The following is a 16,859-nucleotide window of genomic DNA, read 5'->3' as shown; positions in this document are numbered from 1 at the left end:
GAAAGACCGGTTTAACGGATGGCTTCTAGAGCCTGCTTGAGGTCCGCAATGATGTCTTCCGCGGCTTCCGTTCCCACGGAGAACCGGATGAGGTCTGGCCGGACACCCGCCTCCATGAGCTGCTCATCCGTCAACTGGCGGTGCGTATGGCTGGCGGGATGGAGGACGCAGGTGCGGGAATCCGCCACATGGGTAACGATGGCGGCCAGTTTCAGGCTGTCCATGAACTTGATGGCGCGTTCACGGCCGCCCTTGATGCCGAAGGTCACTACGCCGCAGGATTGCCCGTTGCGGAATTGCTTCTGCGCCAGGTCATGGTATTTGTTGGACGGCAGGCCCGGATAATTGATCCAGGCCACATCCTCCTGCCCTTGCAGGAATTCCGCCACCTTTTGCGCGTTTTCACAGTGCCGCGGCACGCGCAGGTGGAGGGTTTCCAGGCCCAGGTTGAGCAGGAAGGCATTCTGCGGGGATTGAATGGAACCCAGGTCGCGCATGAGCTGGACGGTCGCCTTGGTGATGTAGGCGCCCTTGCCGAAGCTCTTGCTGTAAGAAAGCCCGTGATAGGAAGGGTCCGGCTCCGTCAGGCCCGGGAATTTGTCCCTGTGGGCTTCCCAGTCAAAGTTGCCGCTGTCCACGATCACGCCGCCCACCGCCGCGGCATGGCCGTCCATGTACTTGGTGGTGGAGTGGGTGACGATATCCGCCCCCCATTCAAAGGGGCGGCAGTTGATGGGGGTGGCGAAGGTGTTGTCCACGATCAGGGGGACGCCGTGCGCATGGGCGATGTCCGCCATTTTGCGGATGTCCAGCACGCAAAGCGTGGGGTTGGAGATGGTTTCCGCAAAGAGGGCCTTCGTATTGGGACGGAAGGCTTTGGCGATTTCCTCCGCCGGGGCGTCCTGGTCCACAAAGGTGACCTCAATGCCCATTTTCCGGAACGTGACGGCAAAAAGGTTGTACGTGCCTCCGTAAATGGACGCGGTGCTGACGATGTGGTCCCCCGCCTCGCAGATGTTGAAGACGGCAAAGAAGGAGGCCGCCTGCCCGGAAGAGGTCAGAATGGCGGCCACGCCGCCTTCCAGTTCGGCGATTTTTCTGGCAACCGCCTCATTGGTGGGGTTCTGGAGGCGCGTATAGAAGAATCCGGCTTCCTCCAGATCGAACAGTTTGGCCATTTGTTCGCTGGTTTCATACTTGAACGTGGTGCTCTGGTAAATGGGCAATACGCGGGGTTCACCCTTTCTGGGGGTCCAACCCGCCTGCACGCACAGGGTTTCCGGTCTCAATTCCTGACTCATGATGCAGGGATGCTATGCCATGCCGCCTCCCTTGTAAAGCAGGGAAAGGAGGCATTTCCAGCCGCTCCCTGCCTCCCCGCCTTCGCGGTTACAATCAGCCGCGTTCAAGTGCCGGGAGGCTCTTGTTCCCAAAGACGGCCTGAGAAATATGCCACCGTATTTGGAGCTTCTTCCGGAGAAGGGAACAGCCTGCGGATTTTACCTGATTTCCGGCAGAGGGGTGGAAATTTCCTCTTCCGTCAGGTAGCAGCCGGGATCGGACCCGTACCAGTGCCCGTTGGCAAACGCGGCGCGCGTGCGGAAGCCGCCGCCGCACAGGGCAAAGTGCACGCAGCGGCCGCAGCGGCCTTCAATTTTTTTCTGCCGTTCCAGGGGATTGTCGGACCCGCGCAACTCAGGCAGCATCTCCGCCGCGGCCCCCGCCTTGGCGTCCCACAGATCGGAAAACAGGTTGTTCTTCACATTGCCCAGCGTGACGGATTGCCAGAATTGGTCCGGGTGCACCACGCCCTGCGTGTCAATGTTGGCGATGCCGCGGCCGGAGCTGTTTGCCCCGCCGCCGTTCCATTGAAGAAGGTTCAGGGTTTCCTTCGCCAGCGGGGAGCCTTCCCGGAGCTGGCGTAGCAGCAGGTAAATGCCGTCCGCTGGCTGGGTGACGGTCAGCACTTCACGGTTTTTGCCTTCCGCCTTCCATTCCTCCACGCGGGCAATCAGCGTATCCATGGCGTTCCGCGCTTCCTCCTGCGTCAACGTCTGCACTTCCACGCCGCGGCCCGTGGGCACCAGATGGTAGAAGCAGACGCGCTGGATGTCATTGGCGTCAATGAAGTCCAGAATCTGGTCCATGCACTGCACGTTGTTGCGGGTCAGCGTCAGGCGCAGGCCCGTCTTCTGCCCCACTTCACTGCAGAGCTTGAACCCGCGCACCGCCTGTTCAAAGGAGCCTTCCACTCCGCGGAACTTGTCATGAACGGCGCCGATGCCGTCCAGGGAAATGCCCACGTACGCCACGCCCAGTTCCTTGAACCGCGCGGCGGCCTCCGGCGTGATGCGGGTGCCGTTCGTGGAAATGGTCACTTTCAGCCCTTTTCCAGTGGCCCGTTCCAGCAGCTCCATGAAGCGCGGGTGCACCAGCGGCTCCCCGCCGGAGAACAGCAGGGCGTTCACCTTGTAGTCCGCCAGATCGTCAATGACCGCGCAGCACTGGTCCCAATCCAGCTCCCCTTCAAATTTCCGGGCGGAGGCGTCCGCATAGCAATGCACGCACTTGAGGTTGCAGGTGCGCGTGATGTTCCAGACCACAATGGGCTTGCGGACGCGGGACGAAGCCGGAGCGCAGGATTCCACGGCGCCTCCCGCGGAGCGGCCGTGCCCGTGGCCCTGTCCGTATCTCAAATGGTCCGCGGGCTGTTCCGCCCCTGTCCAAAGTCTGGTAATGTTAATCATGGTGTTGTGAAAGCCTGGGCTGGTAGGGGCAGAGGTTGTCTTCCGCCATCATGTCTCCGTAAACGGCATAGGCGCGGGAACGGGAGCCGCCGCAGACGGTGCGGTACTCGCACCGTCCGCATTTGCCTTCCAGTGCATTGTCATCCCGGAGTTTGAGGAAAAGGGGGTGCGTGCGGTAGATTTCCCCCGGATCATCCGTCCGCACGTTTCCCGCCGTAATGGGCAGGAATCCGGAAGGCTGGATTTCCCCGGTATGGGAGATGAACATGATGCCCTTGCCGTCCCGGGTGGGAACGGCGCGGCGCGCGGGCTTGCTCCCCTGCGCGCGGGCTTCCTGAAGCGCCACGCGGCGGTAATGGTGCCCTTCCGTGGTCTTGACGCCGAAGGGGACTTCACGGCTTACCTTGCTGAGTTTTTCCCAGACGGCCTCCACTTCTTCCGCCGTGGGCATTTCATCCATGGCGGCCCGGCCCGTAGGCACCAGCAGGAACACGCTCCACATGCCCGGCTGCATCTTCTTCATCAGCTCCACAAAGTCGTCAAACTCGCCCAGGGTGCTCTTGGTGATGGTGGTGTTGATTTGCAGGTGCATGCCCGCTTCCTTCGCCATTTCCGCCGCGCGCAGGGTCCGTTCATACGTGTGGGGAACGCCGCGGAAGGCGTCATGGGTGGCTTCATGCGCGCCGTCCAGGCTCAGGGACATGCTTTGAACCCCCGCCTCCTTCAAGGCATGGAAGTCCGCATGCAGCAGCCGGGCGGTAGCGGCGGGGCTCAATGCCACATGCAGCCCCTTGCCGGCCGCCGCGCGGATCAATTCCAGAATGTCCGGCCTCATGACAGGATCACCGCCCGTCAGCACCAGCATGGGGGGACGCAGCTCCGCCAATTGGTCAATCAGGCGCAGGGCTTCCTCATGGGTCAGTTCATCGGGATGAGGCCGCGGCTGGGCTACGGCGCGGCAATGCTTGCACGCCAGCGCGCAGGCGCGCGTCACTTCCCAGAAAACCAGGAAGGGGCGTTCATTGAGATCTGTTTCACTAAAAATCGGTCGCATTCCTCAGGACAGCCACTTTAGAACAATTATAATTTTTGACCAGTCCAAAAGAGGGGCATTCCCCCAAAAAGTTCACTTGGCCGCCTCTTCACGGATTTTCTGAACTTCCTTGGGCAGTTCGGAAAGGGAATTCAGGGCCTCCTTCAAATTCCTGGAGGCATCCGGAGAAAGCATGATGGCCGTCACATGCTTGACGATGGGCTGCATCATTTCCACAAGCTGCTGCTGCACTCCCGTCAGCTTGGCCTGCTGGTTGCGGGTGAGGGGCGGCAGGGCGGCCTGTTTCTTGGCGATGTCCAGCAGGGCGCCCCGGTAATGCCCTATCTGGTCCACGGCGGCCTTGCTGGTTTCCTCATCCTTCACCCTGGAAAGGGAATCATCCAGCTTTTTGACTTCATCCACGGTTTTTGCCAGCAGGGTTTCATGCGTGTTGCCCTCCGCATCCTTCGGGAACGGCTCCGCCTGCGCGGCCTTGTCCCGGGAAGCCTGTGCCAGTTCCGTCTGCACGGACTGCAAATCCATCAGGGCCTTCTGCAAGTCGGGCGTGAGCAGCCCTTCCTTTTTCAAGCGCGCAAGGGATTTCACCAATTCCCCGGAAATCTTCTGCACTTCCGTCATCTGGGCGGAAATCTGCGCCTGCTCCTGGGGCGTGGCGCCGGGCAGTTCCAACTGCCTTTTTCCGAGGTCCACCAGTTTTTCACGCACCTTTTTGACCGTTTTCACGGCGTCCGCCGCTCCGGGCTCGTCCGTCACCTTGTCCAGCGCCGCCGTAATTTCATGCATGCTGGCAACGCTTTCCTTGGTCAGGGAAAGATGGGTGTCCTGGGCAAATGCGGGGGCCGTCATGCAGACGGCAGCGCCCAGGCCGATGAAAGAAACTGTTTTATTCATGATGGGAAAGCCTTTCCGGTACGGAAGAATACGTTTTCCCCTTTTTCCCGTCAATGGCGGCTATTGTCAAGACCACTCAACCGCACCATATAAAAAGGGCTGTCTGCTTCATTACAGACAGCCCTTTTGAAATTTTTAACAGTGACCTTAGTCGCGCTGCTGGCGGGAGTACTTGTAGTAGCTCTGGAAGCTGAGTTCCGCAGGGAATTCGCTCAGGCCGCCGTTGGGATTGTATTCCTTAAGGCCGCTCATGCCGCAACGTCCCTGATAGGGGGGCTTGTACGTGCACTTGTAGGTGGGAGCCCAGAACGTGACAAGTTCATAGATGCCGTAGCCCATGCGTTCAAGCATGGTGGTGGTGCCATCAACAATGCCCACGGAAAAACCGGCATAGTCACCTTCGCGGCTCGTCCAGTTGATGATTCCCAGGGGAATTTCTTCAACGGAGTAAATGATGTTGGCGATGGCGCGGCCCAGCTTGCGGGTGGGGGTGTATTCGGAAGCGGGTGGAGCCTGAATGTCCGCACTGGCGACACCGATGGCGCCGGCGGCAAAAAGAGCTGAGATGATGGCACGTTTCATACTGATTGTTTATATAGTATAATTTGTCGAGGGAAAGCAACTCAAAAAAACAAAAAATCAATCTAATTCCGGACGGGGGTCCCGCGTCATGAGCTCCACAAGCGCTTCCATGGGCGGCTTGGATTCATAAAGAACGGAATAGACGGCGTCAATCAGCGGCGTCCTCACTCCCAGCTTCCGCGCAATTTCATAGACGGAGAGCGTGTTGGGCACCCCTTCCGCCACCATGCCCAGGGCGTCCAGAATTTCCTGGAGGCTTTTTCCTTCCGCCAGCCTCCGCCCCACCGTCTGGTTGCGGGAGTGGCGGGAATAGCAGGTGACGATGAGATCGCCCACGCCGGAAAGGCCCATGAAGGTTTCCCTGCGGCCTCCGCTGGCTACGCCGATGCGCGTCATTTCCGCCAGGCCGCGGGTCAGCAGGGCGGCCTGGGCGTTATCTCCCAGGTTCAGCCCCTCGCAAAGTCCGGCCCCGATGGCAAAGACGTTCTTGATGGTTCCCCCCAGCTGCATGCCGATGATGTCCGTAGCGGAATAAACGCGGAAGGTCTTGGAGGCGAATATCTGCTGCACCCAGTCTGCATATTTCGGATCCTCAAACCCGATCAGGGAGGCGGACGGGAGGCCCAGGCAGATGTCTTCCGCATGGTTGGGGCCGGAGAGCACGCCTATGGGATTGGAGGGCAGATATTCCTGAAGGATTTCCGTCATTCTTTTATGGGAGCCCTGTTCAATGCCCTTGGTGCAGGAGACGATGACGGCGTCCGGCCTCACCGGCAGGCCGCGCAGCCGCTGCGCTACGGAACGCATGGCTACGGAAGGCACCACCACCACGATGAGCTCCGCGTCCTTCACCTGGTCCAGGTCGCAAGTGGGATGGATGTTGGGGGCCAGGGGCGCGGCGGTTTCCGACAGGACCGGGCTGCGCCTGGTTTCAGCAAGCTGCCGGGCCTGCGCTTCTTCCGGCGTCCACAGGACGACTTCACATTCCCGGGTCGCCAGAACCATGGAGAGGGCCGTACCCCAGGAACCGGCGCCGATGACTGCTATTTTATGTAACCGATTCATCATCTTACTTGGACTTTTTGGAGTAGAAGGAGTGTTCCGTTCCATTGAGGAGCCTCACGATGTTGGAACGGTGCTTGAGAATGACCAGAGCCCCCACCACCGTGAAAAAGGCAATGTAAAGTATCTGGGGAGAAACGGTCCCGCCCTGGCAAAGCGGGTAGAACCACCATCCGGCGGCGATCATCGCCACGGCAGCCACCAGGCTGGCCAGCGACACGATGCCGGAGATTCCCATGAATACCAGCCACGCACCCAGGGCCACGCAGGCCACCACCGGATTGAGGGCAAACAAGACGCCCGCAGTCGTCGCCACGCCCTTTCCGCCCCTGAACCCAAGGAAACAGGTATAGGTATGGCCGAGCACCACGGCGAAACAGACGAGGACGACTACGGCGTTGAAGTCCCAGCCGCCTGCATCCCCCGTCAGGAACGGCAGCCAGTTCAGGGCGCCGAACACGGGCACGAACCCCTTTAAAAAATCCAGCGCAAAAACGGAGAGGCCCCACTTCCAGCCCAGCACGCGCCATGCATTGGTAGCGCCTATGTTGCAGGAACCCTCCCGCCTCAGGTCAAGGCCCCTGATCCTGCCGGCAAGGTAGCCGAACGGAACCGCTCCAACCAGGTAGGAGGCTGCAATATAGAGAACTATCCAGGCAATCATGTCGTGCGGAGAGTATTCTACCCCCCCGCCCGTCAAATGACAATGGGGAAATCGTCTCCGGGACGCTTCTTTCCGGCGGCCTGCTCCCGCGGAACAGCGGAACGTTCAACGGCCTTCCCCGGCACCGGATTTCCAGAAGGCTTCCTGCACCGCCCCCGTCCGGAGGAAAGGCCCTCTTTTAAAAAGCGACGCAGTAAAAACGGCACAGGCTCGCCCCGTGCTCGTGGGGAACATGCCCCCGGTCTTATTTTTCCTTTGCCGGAACGGGTTTATTTACCGTCCGTGCAGGGTTTCCGCATCACGGCGGCCCAGACGGAGGCATTGTCCTGCTGCGGTTCCAGCATGTCCTTCACCTGCTCCATGATGGTTCCCACCAGCTCCCGGCTGGAACAGTCCCTGGCCTTTTGGAGAGCCAGGAAAGAAGGCTCCCTCAGCAGTTCGCTCCAGACCTGCAAGCCGTCCGAGCAGGCCAGCACCGCATCCCCCGGATGCAGAAGCAGGGGCATCGCGCTGATGTCCACCAGTTCCATGGGCCCCCCCATGACGGCGGACCGCAGAACGCAGCGCTGGCGCAGAGCGCCCTGGAGGGACATTTCCCCCTTCCGGTAGAGGCAATCCGCAATGGGCCTCATGGAGTGGTCTTCATTCAGGCGGTCCATGCGGAAGCTGTCCGCTCCGCTCCATAAGTACAGGGGGGAATCCCCCACGCTGATCCACCACAGGGAATGGCCGCGGATGAAGACGGCCAGCAGCGTGGTTCCGGATTCCTCCGGCTCCTTCTGGATGGCGGCCAGCGCCCGGTTGGCGGCATGCAGCGCTTCCGTCAGACGCTCCGGAATATCCTCCACGCCGCTTTCCGCAAATACTGCGGCAAATTCCTGCGCCACCACGCAGGAGGCGCAGTCTCCGCGGAGATGGCCCCCCATGCCGTCGCACACGATGCCCAGCATCCCGCCGGCGGCGGGAAGGCTTTTAACCACGTCTTCCTGCTCACGGCGTTTGCCGATCCATTGGGCGGAAGCGCAGTCCAGGGTATCCGGGGTGGGGGGGGCCATGCGGCTGGTGGGCTGAATTAACTGTCCTTCCGTTTCAGTTGCGGGAAGAGCAGGACGTCGCGGATGGAAGAGGCGCCCGTCAGCATCATGATGACGCGGTCAATGCCGATGCCGATGCCGCCTGCGGAGGGCATGCCGTATTCCAGCGTTTCAATGAAGTCGTAGTCCACGCGCTGGGTTTCCCCGGCGGCCTGGTGTTCCAGGCGTTCCTTCTGCACGTCCGGGTCGTTCAGTTCCGAATAGCCGGGTGAGATTTCCTGCCCGTTGATCACCAGTTCATACACGTCCACCACGTCCGGGTTTTCTTTGTTCAGCTTGGCGAGGGGAACCAGGTCCTTGGCCACATGGGTGACGAAGCAGGGATTCATGGTTTTTTCCTCCACCAGCTTTTCATAAACCTGCTGGGAAACGTCCACATCCTTCATGTCCGGGCTGATTTCCACGTCCAGCTCCTCACAGCGGGCGCGGCGCGCCTCGGGAGAAATGTCAAACCAGTCCTGCCCGGCCACGGCGCGGATCAGGTCCTGGTAGTCGGCGCGCTTCCAGGGGCGGCTGAGGTCGATCGTGTAAAGCACGTTGCCTTCCGCGTCCTTGTGGTCAATCTGGAGGCCTCCGCAGAATTTTTCCGCCAGATGGCAGATGAGTTCCTCCACCATGTTCGCCATGGTTTCAAAATCGCCGCAGGCGCAGTAGGCTTCCAGCATCGTGAATTCCGGATTGTGGCGGCGGTCGATGCCTTCATTGCGGAAGCTGCGGTTGAGTTCAAAAATCTTGGTGAAGCCGCCTACCATCAGTCGCTTGAGGAAGAGTTCCGGAGCAATGCGCAGCGTCAGCGGCATGTCCAGCGCGTTATGGTACGTTTCAAACGGCTTGGCGGCGGCGCCCCCGGCCACGTCCTGAAGCATGGGGGTTTCCACTTCCAGATAGCCGCGTTCCTGGAGAAAGCGGCGGATTTCCGCAATCATGAGGGAGCGCGTGACGAACAGGGACGCGCTTTCCTCATTGGAAATGAGGTCCAGATGGCGCTTGCGGTAGGTGACCTCCTTGTCCGCCAGGCCATGCCATTTGTCCGGCAGGGGGCGGAGGCTCTTGGAAAGAATGGTCAGGCCGGAGACCTTCACGGTGGGTTCTCCGGTACGGGTCAGGAAGGTGGTTCCTTCAATGCCGATCCAGTCCCCGCGGTCCAGGAGCTTCCACAGCTTCCAGGTGGTTTCATCCACTTCATTCCTGTGCAGGAACCCCTGGATTTTGCCACGTACGTCTCCAATGACGAAAAACTGGGATTTGCCCATGTCGCGAATAGCCAGCAGGCGGCCGGCCACGGCTACCTGTTTGTCTTCCTGGAAATCGGCTTTCAATCCGGCGGGGGTAGTGGTCACGTCAAATCTTGCGCCGTAGGGATCAATCCCCAGCTCGCGGATTTTGGCGAGCTTGTCGCGGCGCACGGCAATAAGTTCGGATTCCGTCGTATTCGGATGTGCCTGCTGTTGTTCGGACATAGTGCGGGGATTTTAAAGGCTTGCCTCCGTTTTGGCTAGTGCATTGTCAGGCAGGGGGCATTTTTGGCGGCCTGTCCGGAACCGGGGACCGTTTTGCCCTCCTTTCCGGAGTCCGGGCGCCGGGGGACGCACCCGCCGGGGTGGATGCCCGTCCGCAGCCTCTGTAAAAAGGAGCGGGAGAACCACGCAAGGCACGATATTCAAAGGAATTGAAAAGAAACTGGTCTTATTATTAAAAAATAGCCGCCAAAACCCCACATACGCATAATTGCTTTTACCTTCGGCGTCAGACATGTTATAAATAACTCCGTTAAGGCGCACCTTATTTATCAATTATATACTATCCGTGCAGACTTATGAGTGATCAGACAACCGTAACTTACAGCACGATTGACGCTAACGAAGCCGTAGCCTCCGTAGCCTATCGTTTTTCTGAAGTCATTGCCATTTACCCCATTACACCGTCCTCTCCGATGGGTGAATCAGCCGAAAGCTGGGCCGCTGTCAACCGGAAGAACCTGTGGGGCACCGTTCCCTCCGTGGTGGAAATGCAGAGTGAAGGCGGCGCGGCAGGCACCGTTCACGGCGCCCTCCAGACCGGAGCCATGGCAACTACCTTCACCGCATCCCAGGGCCTCCTGCTGATGATCCCGAACATGTTCAAGATCGCAGGGGAACTGACTCCGGCCGTGTTCCATGTGGCCGCCCGTTCCCTGGCCTACCAGGGCCTCTCCATTTTCGGCGACCACAGCGACGTGATGAGCGCCCGCTCTTGCGGCTGGGCCATGCTGTGCGGCTCCTCCACGCAGGAAGCCGCGGACTTTGCCGCCATTTCCCACGCCGCCACGCTGGAATCCCGCGTTCCGTTCATGAACTTCTTTGACGGCTTCCGCACGTCCCATGAAATCGGCAAGATTGCAGATATCACGGACGATACGCTGAACGGCATGATCAAGCAGGAATGGGCGGACTCCTTCCGCGAACGCGCCCTGACGCCTGACGCTCCCGTGCTGCGCGGCACCGCCCAGAACCCGGACGTTTACTTCCAGGGCCGTGAAACGGTCAACCAGTTCTATGAAGCCACCCCCGCCATCGTGCAGAAGGCCATGGACAGGTTTGCGGACCTCACGGGCCGTTCCTACCATCTGGTGGACTACTCCGGCGCCCCGGACGCTGAACGCGTGATCATCCTGATGGGTTCCGGCGCGGAAGCCGTGGAAGAAACGGTGGAAGCCATGATCGCCCGTGAAAACGCCAAGGTGGGCGTGCTCAAGGTGCGCCTGTTCCGCCCCTTCCCCGCCGCGGAACTGATCAAGGCGCTCCCCTCCACGGTCAGGAAGATCGCCGTGCTGGACCGCACCAAGGAACCCGGCTCCCAGGGCGAACCGCTCCACCAGGACGTCATCCAGGCCCTCTTTGACGCCCAGGGCTCCGGCACGCTCCCCTTCACCAACGGCATGCCCAAGGTGGTAGGCGGCCGCTACGGCCTCTCCTCCAAGGAATTCACTCCCGCCATGGTCAAGGGCGTCTATGACAGCCTGGAACAGGACGCTCCCAAGAACCACTTCACCATCGGCATCAACGACGACGTGCTGGGCACCAGCATCCCGTACGATGAAGATTACTCCACGGAAGCGGACGACGTGACGCGCGCCATGTTCTTCGGCCTCGGTTCCGACGGTACCGTGGGCGCCAACAAGGACGCCATCAAGATCATCGGCCAGCACACGGACCTGTACGTTCAGGGCTACTTCGTGTACGACTCCAAGAAGGCCGGTTCCTCCACCATCTCCCACCTGCGCTTCGGCCCGCGCCCGATCAAGTCCACGTACCTGATCACCAAGGCGAACTTCCTGGCGCTGCACCAGCCCACGCTGCTGAACCTGTTTGACTTCCTGAAGAACGCCGCCAACGGCGCCACCTTCCTGATGAACAGCCCGCACCCCGCGGACAAGCTGTGGGACACGTTGCCCGCCCGCATGCAGCAGCAGATTCTGGACAAGAACCTCAAGCTTTACACGATTGACGCCTTCTCCGTGGCCCGGAAAACGGGCATGGGCGGCCGCATCAACATGATCATGCAGACCTGCTTCTTCAAGCTGGCCGGCGTGATTCCCGCTGATGAAGCCATCGGCTACATCAAGAAAGCCATCGCCAAGACCTACGCCAAGAAGGGGCAGGAAGTGGTGGACAAGAACATCGCCGCCGTGGACGCCACGCTGGAAAACCTGCACCGGGTGGACACCACCGGCAAAACCATCACCGGCCATGCCATTCCGCCCGTCATGTCCGCAGACGCTCCGGACTACGTCCAGAACGTCCTCGGCAAGATGATGTGCGGCGAAGGGGACAGCATCCCCGTCAGCCAGATGCCCGTGGACGGCACGTTCCCGAACGGCACTTCCCAGTACGAAAAGCGCAACCTGGCCCTGGACCTCCCGGAATGGGATCCCGCCCTCTGCATCCAGTGCGGCAAGTGCACGGCCGTTTGCCCGCACGCCGCCATCCGCAGCAAGTTCTTCTCTCCGGACGCCCTCTCCGGCGCGCCGGAAGGCTTTGAATGCCTGGATGCCAAGCATCCGGACTGGAAGGGTGAAAAATTCGTCATCCAGGTCTCCCCGAACGACTGCACGGGCTGCACGCTCTGCTCCGACGTCTGCCCGGCCAAGAGCAAGACGGACCCCACCCACAAGGCCCTGACCATGGTGCCCACCCTGAAGATTCACGACAAGGAGGAAGCCAACTGGGACTTCTTCATGAGCCTTCCGGACGTGGACCGCACCAAGGTAAGGACGGACAACATCCGCTCCATGCAGGTGCTGCGCCCGCTGTTTGAATTCTCCGGCGCCTGCGCCGGCTGCGGTGAAACCCCGTACGTGAAAATGCTCTCCCAGCTCTTCGGCAACCGCCTGGTGGTCGCCAACGCTACGGGCTGCTCCTCCATCTACGGCGGCAACCTGCCCACCACCCCGTGGTCCCATGACTCCGAAGGGCGCGGACCGGCCTGGTCCAACTCCCTGTTTGAAGACAACGCCGAATTCGGCCTTGGCTTCCGCGTCTCCCTGGACAAGCAGATGGAACACGCCATTGAGCTCCTCCATGAAGCCGCCGGCATCGTGGGCCAGGAACTGGTGGACCAGATCCTGACCAACCCGCAGAAGGATGAGGCGGACATCGCGCAGCAGCGTGAAAACATCGCCGAACTCAAGAAGAGAATCACCGGCAAGCCGGAATGCGCACGCCTCCTGACCATGGCGGACAAACTCGTCCGCAAGAGCGTCTGGATCCTCGGCGGCGACGGCTGGGCCTACGACATCGGCTACGGCGGCCTGGACCACATCCTGGCCAGCGGCAGGAACGTGAAGGTGCTGGTCATGGATACGGAAGTGTACTCCAACACCGGCGGCCAGTGCTCCAAGTCCACCCCGCGCGCTGCCGTGGCCAAGTTCGCCACGACCGGCAAGCCCGGCGTGAAAAAGGACCTGGGCCTCATGGCCATGACCTACGGGAACGTGTACGTGGCTTCCGTCGCCCTCGGCGCGAAGGACGAGCATACGCTGAAAGCCTTTGTGGAAGCGGAAGCCTATGACGGCCCCGCCATCATCATCGCCTACTCCCACTGCATCTCCCACGGCATCAACATGGCCAAGGGCCTGCAGCAGCAGAAGGCATGGGTGGATTCCGGCCGCATCCTGCTCTACCGCTACAATCCGGACCTGGCCCTCCAGGGCAAGAATCCGCTGATCGTGGAAGGCAAGGGACCGAAGGGCGACCTTCGCGACGTGCTTCTCAGCGAAAACCGCTTCAAGCTTCTGGCGAAGACCAACAAGGAAGGATTTGAAAAACTCCTTGAAGAAGCCCAGAAGGACGTCTGGCACCGCTGGAACCTGTACCAGAGCATTGCCAACATGGGCGCCGACAAGTCCGCGGAATAAAGCGTACAGCCGCTGAATTTCAACGCCCCTGCACGGTTCGTCCGGCAGGGGCGTTTTTATTCATTCAACAGGAGGGAGCTCTTTCCCGCGCTCCGGATACGGGCACCTTCCATGAACCCGGGCGCGCATTTGCGCTTCATGGAAGAAAATGGCCTGCTTACGTGGAAAGTGCATGCGGAAGTACCTCCGCGGAATGTACCCATTCTGGCCCCATGTCCCCGCTGGGGAAAGCCTATCAGCAAATGACCACGCCAAGCCCGCAGATCAAGGACATTCCTATTTTACGGTTCTTCCCCGCCCATGGGACTGCCCGGCGGCGTTTTATCATCTTTCAATGCGGTTTCAGCCGGAGATTGGAATAAGGGACAATTTTTTACCCCTTGGGGATTCTTCACGTTAAGAAACGCATCCATAGCCTGCACGGCTTCTTTCTGATTCCATTTCCGGGATTGCTCAAGGGCAGGACCGGAAATTTTCCTCCATTCTTTTTCCGCCTCTTTTAAAGAAACCGCCTTAAAACATTTCCACTGGGGAGCATCCTGTGTAAGAAGTTCAAAGAGGGACACAACCCAAACCGTTTCAGAGGGCATGTCCTCTGCCAATTTTTCCTGTTCAGGTGATGCAGGCGATTTTGTCTTTTCTTTTACTATTGTTTCAAACGGATCTTCACCCTCGGTTTCCTGGGAAAGAGGCACCCGGCGGCTGCCTGGGGAAAGGGAGCATGTTTTCTTAATGACGCCCGTATTTACATAAACGCTTTCCGTCTGCTCCATGCCGCTTTTCCAGCGGGTTCCATCTTTGGGATTGGTCTCTTCACAGCCGCTCCATTCCAATACCCTGCCATACTGTCCCGTCAGTTCCCATTGCTTCCATCCATAGGTAAAGCGATACCTGTTAACATACCTGTCAGGACAAAAATAATAAGCTTCTTCACCACGAAAAACACTGCCGATTTTCTTCCCGTGCAGGCAAAAGGAAGGAACCGTATAAAGATAAGAGTTATCCGCATTGCAGATAAACCTTACATGTTCATCCTGCGGGGGAGGAGTTCCAGCTATTTCAGGGTTCCGGTACAGGAAAATTCTTTCTTTTCCATGGTCTCCCACAAGATCAATTTCCTGCATAAAAACAAGGCCGCCGTTGGGGCCGTCTGAATTCTTTAATGCAGGATTCCAGCCCGTCCATGATTCAATAAGATCGCCCTGTCCGGAAACCTGTTTGCGAATATTCCACTGGAGAAAAGAAGGAAGCTGGGAAAAATGAAGGGAAAAAACAGGCGGCTGCTCTGCCGCCTTTAACAAGGCGGCAGAGCAGCATAAAAAGCATAATCCTGTGATTAAAGCATTCATTCTAAATTTGATTTACCCTGGACAGAACCCTGTCCACATAATCAAAATTATTGCTATTATATCTGGAAATGCACCATTGTCTAGAAGTATTCATCCAGGCGCAGTAGTGGCCGCTTTTTCCGGGATCATAAAGAAAACCGGGGGAGCGTACCTTGGTGCCGGGTTCGTTAATCTGCCGGGAACATTTGGAAGCTCCGTTATATGCCTTAAGCGTGCAAAGCTGGGCGATGGTACAGGCCGTTCCTTCCGCAAATGAATAATCATACGGAACCCCCTGGCCTGGATTGGTATCGGCCGCACGATAAACCGGGAGAGCACTTTCAGGCGCTTCCGCCTGCTGCTGCTGGAGTTGACGGAGCATCCACCTGTGCGCCTCATTGTATTTGACAAGGATGATTTGAAGGGCTGCCTGGATGTTTTTCTGCCAGTTCCATATTTGCTCCCTTGGGATGGCGGTATATATGCCGTCTCCCCCTGCCGTTCCCGTCACTTGAAAAATGCCGTAACCGCCGGCGCCGGCGGTATCCTGGCTATGAAGCGGAATTCCTTCCGCCCCGGGCTCCCTCCGGTACTTGCCGCCTCCGGCCAAAAATTGATTGTACAAGGATGACGGGGCATTACTCCAGGAGAAGGGGTAATAAACCGCCTCGCCGCCATATCCAAATGATTCGCTTTTGCCTACGGCGGGAAGACACCATTCCATGGAGGCCAAAGTATCCGGATACATTTGAAGCACGTAGGACTGAATATACCGGGTGCACATTTGATCGTCCGGATTCTGCCCTCCGATGCGGAAACGATAGATATCCGCTCCTGTATAGGAGGAGTGGCCGTTTTTGGATTTAATTTCAAATTCCAGACTGGCATTTCCTCCAAAAAAGCCTTCATTCACCTCTTCAAGCCAATCCGTATCCTCCGCAATATTCCATAAGGACACTGGCTGTTCTTTCCAATTTTCCTGAATGGAAGGGATATGTACTGTATCTTTATCCAAAACGGCCCGGTTGCGATCCCGGGTTCCGGCAGGGGCATCTGCATATTGGATCGCCGGGCGGCTGTAGCTTACCGTCAGCCTGGTTTTCCAGGAAAAACGCCCGGCATCCAACCCTTTTATTTCAAAATGCAAACTGGGCATTCTAGGACTGCTTTCCTGGCCGGAACCTGTCTCTGCATAATCAATCCATGCAATCGTGTCAGTATTCCTGCCGTCCACATATCCCAGCGCATCGGAATGATCATCTTCCTGCGGTACGACCAATCTTTCCGATACTCCAAACAGCGGAGCCGGAAAAGCCTTCAAGGTGACGGGATGAATATCCACTTCCGTAATCAGAGTTCCAAAAGTTCCGCCTTCCTCACATTCCATGGAGAGCCATATGTCCTCCCTTCCCGTATTGAATTCCTGGGAACGCTTGAGGCGCATCAGCAAGCATCTGTCTCTCCATTCCCCCGGGATAATTTCACCCTCCTTGACATTCAACGAGGCGATTACTTCTCCGGTATTCTGCGACGGGTCTCCCAGCGTGACTTTAACATGGTAACTATTGTTAACCTTGTTGCCATCATCACCGCGCCTGCCCCGGTCCTTCCACGAAATTACATAAAATCCCGCGGCATAATCCGGAGTGTCAAACGAGTCCCTGTCTTCAAAGAACATGATCCTTTGTTTGATGCCTCCGGAAGTTTTGTCAGAATCCAGCTCTGCACATGTAACATGATCACTTTCTACGGACCAGTATTCTATTTTTGTTCCGCGGAGGGCATACCATTTCCGGATTCTGGAAGCACGGTCGGAAGTTCCTTCCGTGGAAGAAATGAATCCATATTTAAATTCGACGCCTTCCGCATATCCCTGATCGTGTTTCTGATTTAATGCTCCCGTTGAACCCATCTTCCCGTTTTCAATCTTTATTTCATGCCGGGAATCACCGTTATTTATTGAAATTGCGTTATTCATTGCATTTAGTATTTTTATGGAATGCCATCGTAAATATCGGTTTTTTGGGATTCAACCATTACTT

Annotated in this window: 12 protein-coding genes; 1 reads left to right on the top strand and 11 read right to left on the bottom strand. The window is 58.3% G+C overall.

Translation table 11 applies throughout. The features are described 5' to 3' along the window. Positions 1-11: 11 nt before the first annotated feature. The 9 genes from HJW02_RS05060 to lysS form a co-directional block, all read right to left on the bottom strand. The gene (locus HJW02_RS05060) at positions 12-1,301 is read right to left on the bottom strand and encodes an aminotransferase class I/II-fold pyridoxal phosphate-dependent enzyme (RefSeq protein WP_102721678.1); all 1,290 of its coding nucleotides are present in this window, start codon (positions 1,299-1,301) and stop codon (positions 12-14) included. Positions 1,302-1,499: 198 nt separating this feature from the next. Further along, positions 1,500-2,747 carry a radical SAM protein gene (locus HJW02_RS05055; protein WP_102721679.1) on the bottom strand — a complete coding sequence of 416 codons (1,248 nt, stop codon included), beginning with the start codon at positions 2,745-2,747 and terminating at the stop codon, positions 1,500-1,502. After that, positions 2,740-3,801, bottom strand: a complete 1,062-nt coding sequence (locus HJW02_RS05050) for a radical SAM protein (protein WP_102721680.1) — start codon at positions 3,799-3,801, stop codon at positions 2,740-2,742. Before HJW02_RS05050 ends, HJW02_RS05055 begins: the two co-directional genes overlap by 8 nt. Positions 3,802-3,873: 72 nt before the next feature. Next, entirely contained in the window at positions 3,874-4,692 is an 819-nt protein-coding gene (locus tag HJW02_RS05045) for a hypothetical protein (protein WP_146018276.1), read from the bottom strand. A 147-nt stretch (positions 4,693-4,839) separates the two neighbouring features. Further along, positions 4,840-5,274 (bottom strand): exosortase system-associated protein, TIGR04073 family, encoded by a 435-nt coding sequence (locus HJW02_RS05040; RefSeq protein ID WP_022396104.1) that lies wholly within the window; start codon positions 5,272-5,274, stop codon positions 4,840-4,842. Between the two features lie 57 nt (positions 5,275-5,331). Continuing rightward, entirely contained in the window at positions 5,332-6,342 is a 1,011-nt protein-coding gene (locus HJW02_RS05035) for an NAD(P)H-dependent glycerol-3-phosphate dehydrogenase (RefSeq protein WP_102721682.1), read from the bottom strand. Position 6,343: 1 nt separating this feature from the next. After that, positions 6,344-7,000 carry a glycerol-3-phosphate 1-O-acyltransferase PlsY gene (plsY, locus tag HJW02_RS05030; RefSeq protein WP_102752951.1) on the bottom strand — a complete coding sequence of 219 codons (657 nt, stop codon included), beginning with the start codon at positions 6,998-7,000 and terminating at the stop codon, positions 6,344-6,346. Positions 7,001-7,269: 269 nt separating this feature from the next. Further along, entirely contained in the window at positions 7,270-8,055 is a 786-nt protein-coding gene (locus HJW02_RS05025; RefSeq protein ID WP_102721684.1) for a protein phosphatase 2C domain-containing protein, read from the bottom strand. A gap of 17 nt (positions 8,056-8,072) precedes the next feature. Then, a complete protein-coding gene (gene lysS / locus HJW02_RS05020; RefSeq protein ID WP_102721685.1) occupies positions 8,073-9,554 on the bottom strand; it encodes a lysine--tRNA ligase in 1,482 nt (493 codons plus the stop codon). Between the two features lie 356 nt (positions 9,555-9,910). Here lysS and nifJ point away from each other — a divergent pair, with 356 nt between their 5' ends. Continuing rightward, the gene (gene nifJ / locus HJW02_RS05015) at positions 9,911-13,489 is read left to right on the top strand and encodes a pyruvate:ferredoxin (flavodoxin) oxidoreductase (RefSeq protein WP_102721686.1); all 3,579 of its coding nucleotides are present in this window, start codon (positions 9,911-9,913) and stop codon (positions 13,487-13,489) included. Between the two features lie 281 nt (positions 13,490-13,770). On the opposite strand, the gene HJW02_RS05010 is transcribed toward nifJ, so the two are convergent. Together HJW02_RS05010 and HJW02_RS05005 are read right to left on the bottom strand one after the other, a co-directional pair. Next, a complete protein-coding gene (locus tag HJW02_RS05010) occupies positions 13,771-14,838 on the bottom strand; it encodes a hypothetical protein (RefSeq protein WP_022396111.1) in 1,068 nt (355 codons plus the stop codon). Position 14,839: 1 nt separating this feature from the next. Then, positions 14,840-16,495, bottom strand: coding sequence for a hypothetical protein (locus HJW02_RS05005; protein WP_146018277.1), 1,656 nt, complete (start codon positions 16,493-16,495; stop codon positions 14,840-14,842). Positions 16,496-16,859 lie beyond the last annotated feature (364 nt).

This window comes from Akkermansia sp. GGCC_0220 (genome assembly GCF_017566105.1).
GTDB lineage: Bacteria > Verrucomicrobiota > Verrucomicrobiia > Verrucomicrobiales > Akkermansiaceae > Akkermansia > Akkermansia massiliensis.
The sequence above is the reverse complement of the archived record's forward strand: the minus strand, read 5'-3'. Positions and strand labels throughout refer to the sequence as shown.

Coding starts and splice junctions, on each gene's coding strand:
- HJW02_RS05060 (WP_102721678.1), bottom strand. CDS start 1,301: ATGAGTCAGGAATTGAGACCGGAAACCCTGTGCGTGCAGGCGGGTTGG.
- HJW02_RS05055 (WP_102721679.1), bottom strand. CDS start 2,747: ATGATTAACATTACCAGACTTTGGACAGGGGCGGAACAGCCCGCGGAC.
- HJW02_RS05050 (WP_102721680.1), bottom strand. CDS start 3,801: ATGCGACCGATTTTTAGTGAAACAGATCTCAATGAACGCCCCTTCCTG.
- HJW02_RS05045 (WP_146018276.1), bottom strand. CDS start 4,692: ATGAATAAAACAGTTTCTTTCATCGGCCTGGGCGCTGCCGTCTGCATG.
- HJW02_RS05040 (WP_022396104.1), bottom strand. CDS start 5,274: ATGAAACGTGCCATCATCTCAGCTCTTTTTGCCGCCGGCGCCATCGGT.
- HJW02_RS05035 (WP_102721682.1), bottom strand. CDS start 6,342: ATGATGAATCGGTTACATAAAATAGCAGTCATCGGCGCCGGTTCCTGG.
- plsY (WP_102752951.1), bottom strand. CDS start 7,000: ATGATTGCCTGGATAGTTCTCTATATTGCAGCCTCCTACCTGGTTGGA.
- HJW02_RS05025 (WP_102721684.1), bottom strand. CDS start 8,055: ATGGCCCCCCCCACCCCGGATACCCTGGACTGCGCTTCCGCCCAATGG.
- lysS (WP_102721685.1), bottom strand. CDS start 9,554: ATGTCCGAACAACAGCAGGCACATCCGAATACGACGGAATCCGAACTT.
- nifJ (WP_102721686.1), top strand. CDS start 9,911: ATGAGTGATCAGACAACCGTAACTTACAGCACGATTGACGCTAACGAA.
- HJW02_RS05010 (WP_022396111.1), bottom strand. CDS start 14,838: ATGAATGCTTTAATCACAGGATTATGCTTTTTATGCTGCTCTGCCGCC.
- HJW02_RS05005 (WP_146018277.1), bottom strand. CDS start 16,495: ATGTTCTTTGAAGACAGGGACTCGTTTGACACTCCGGATTATGCCGCG.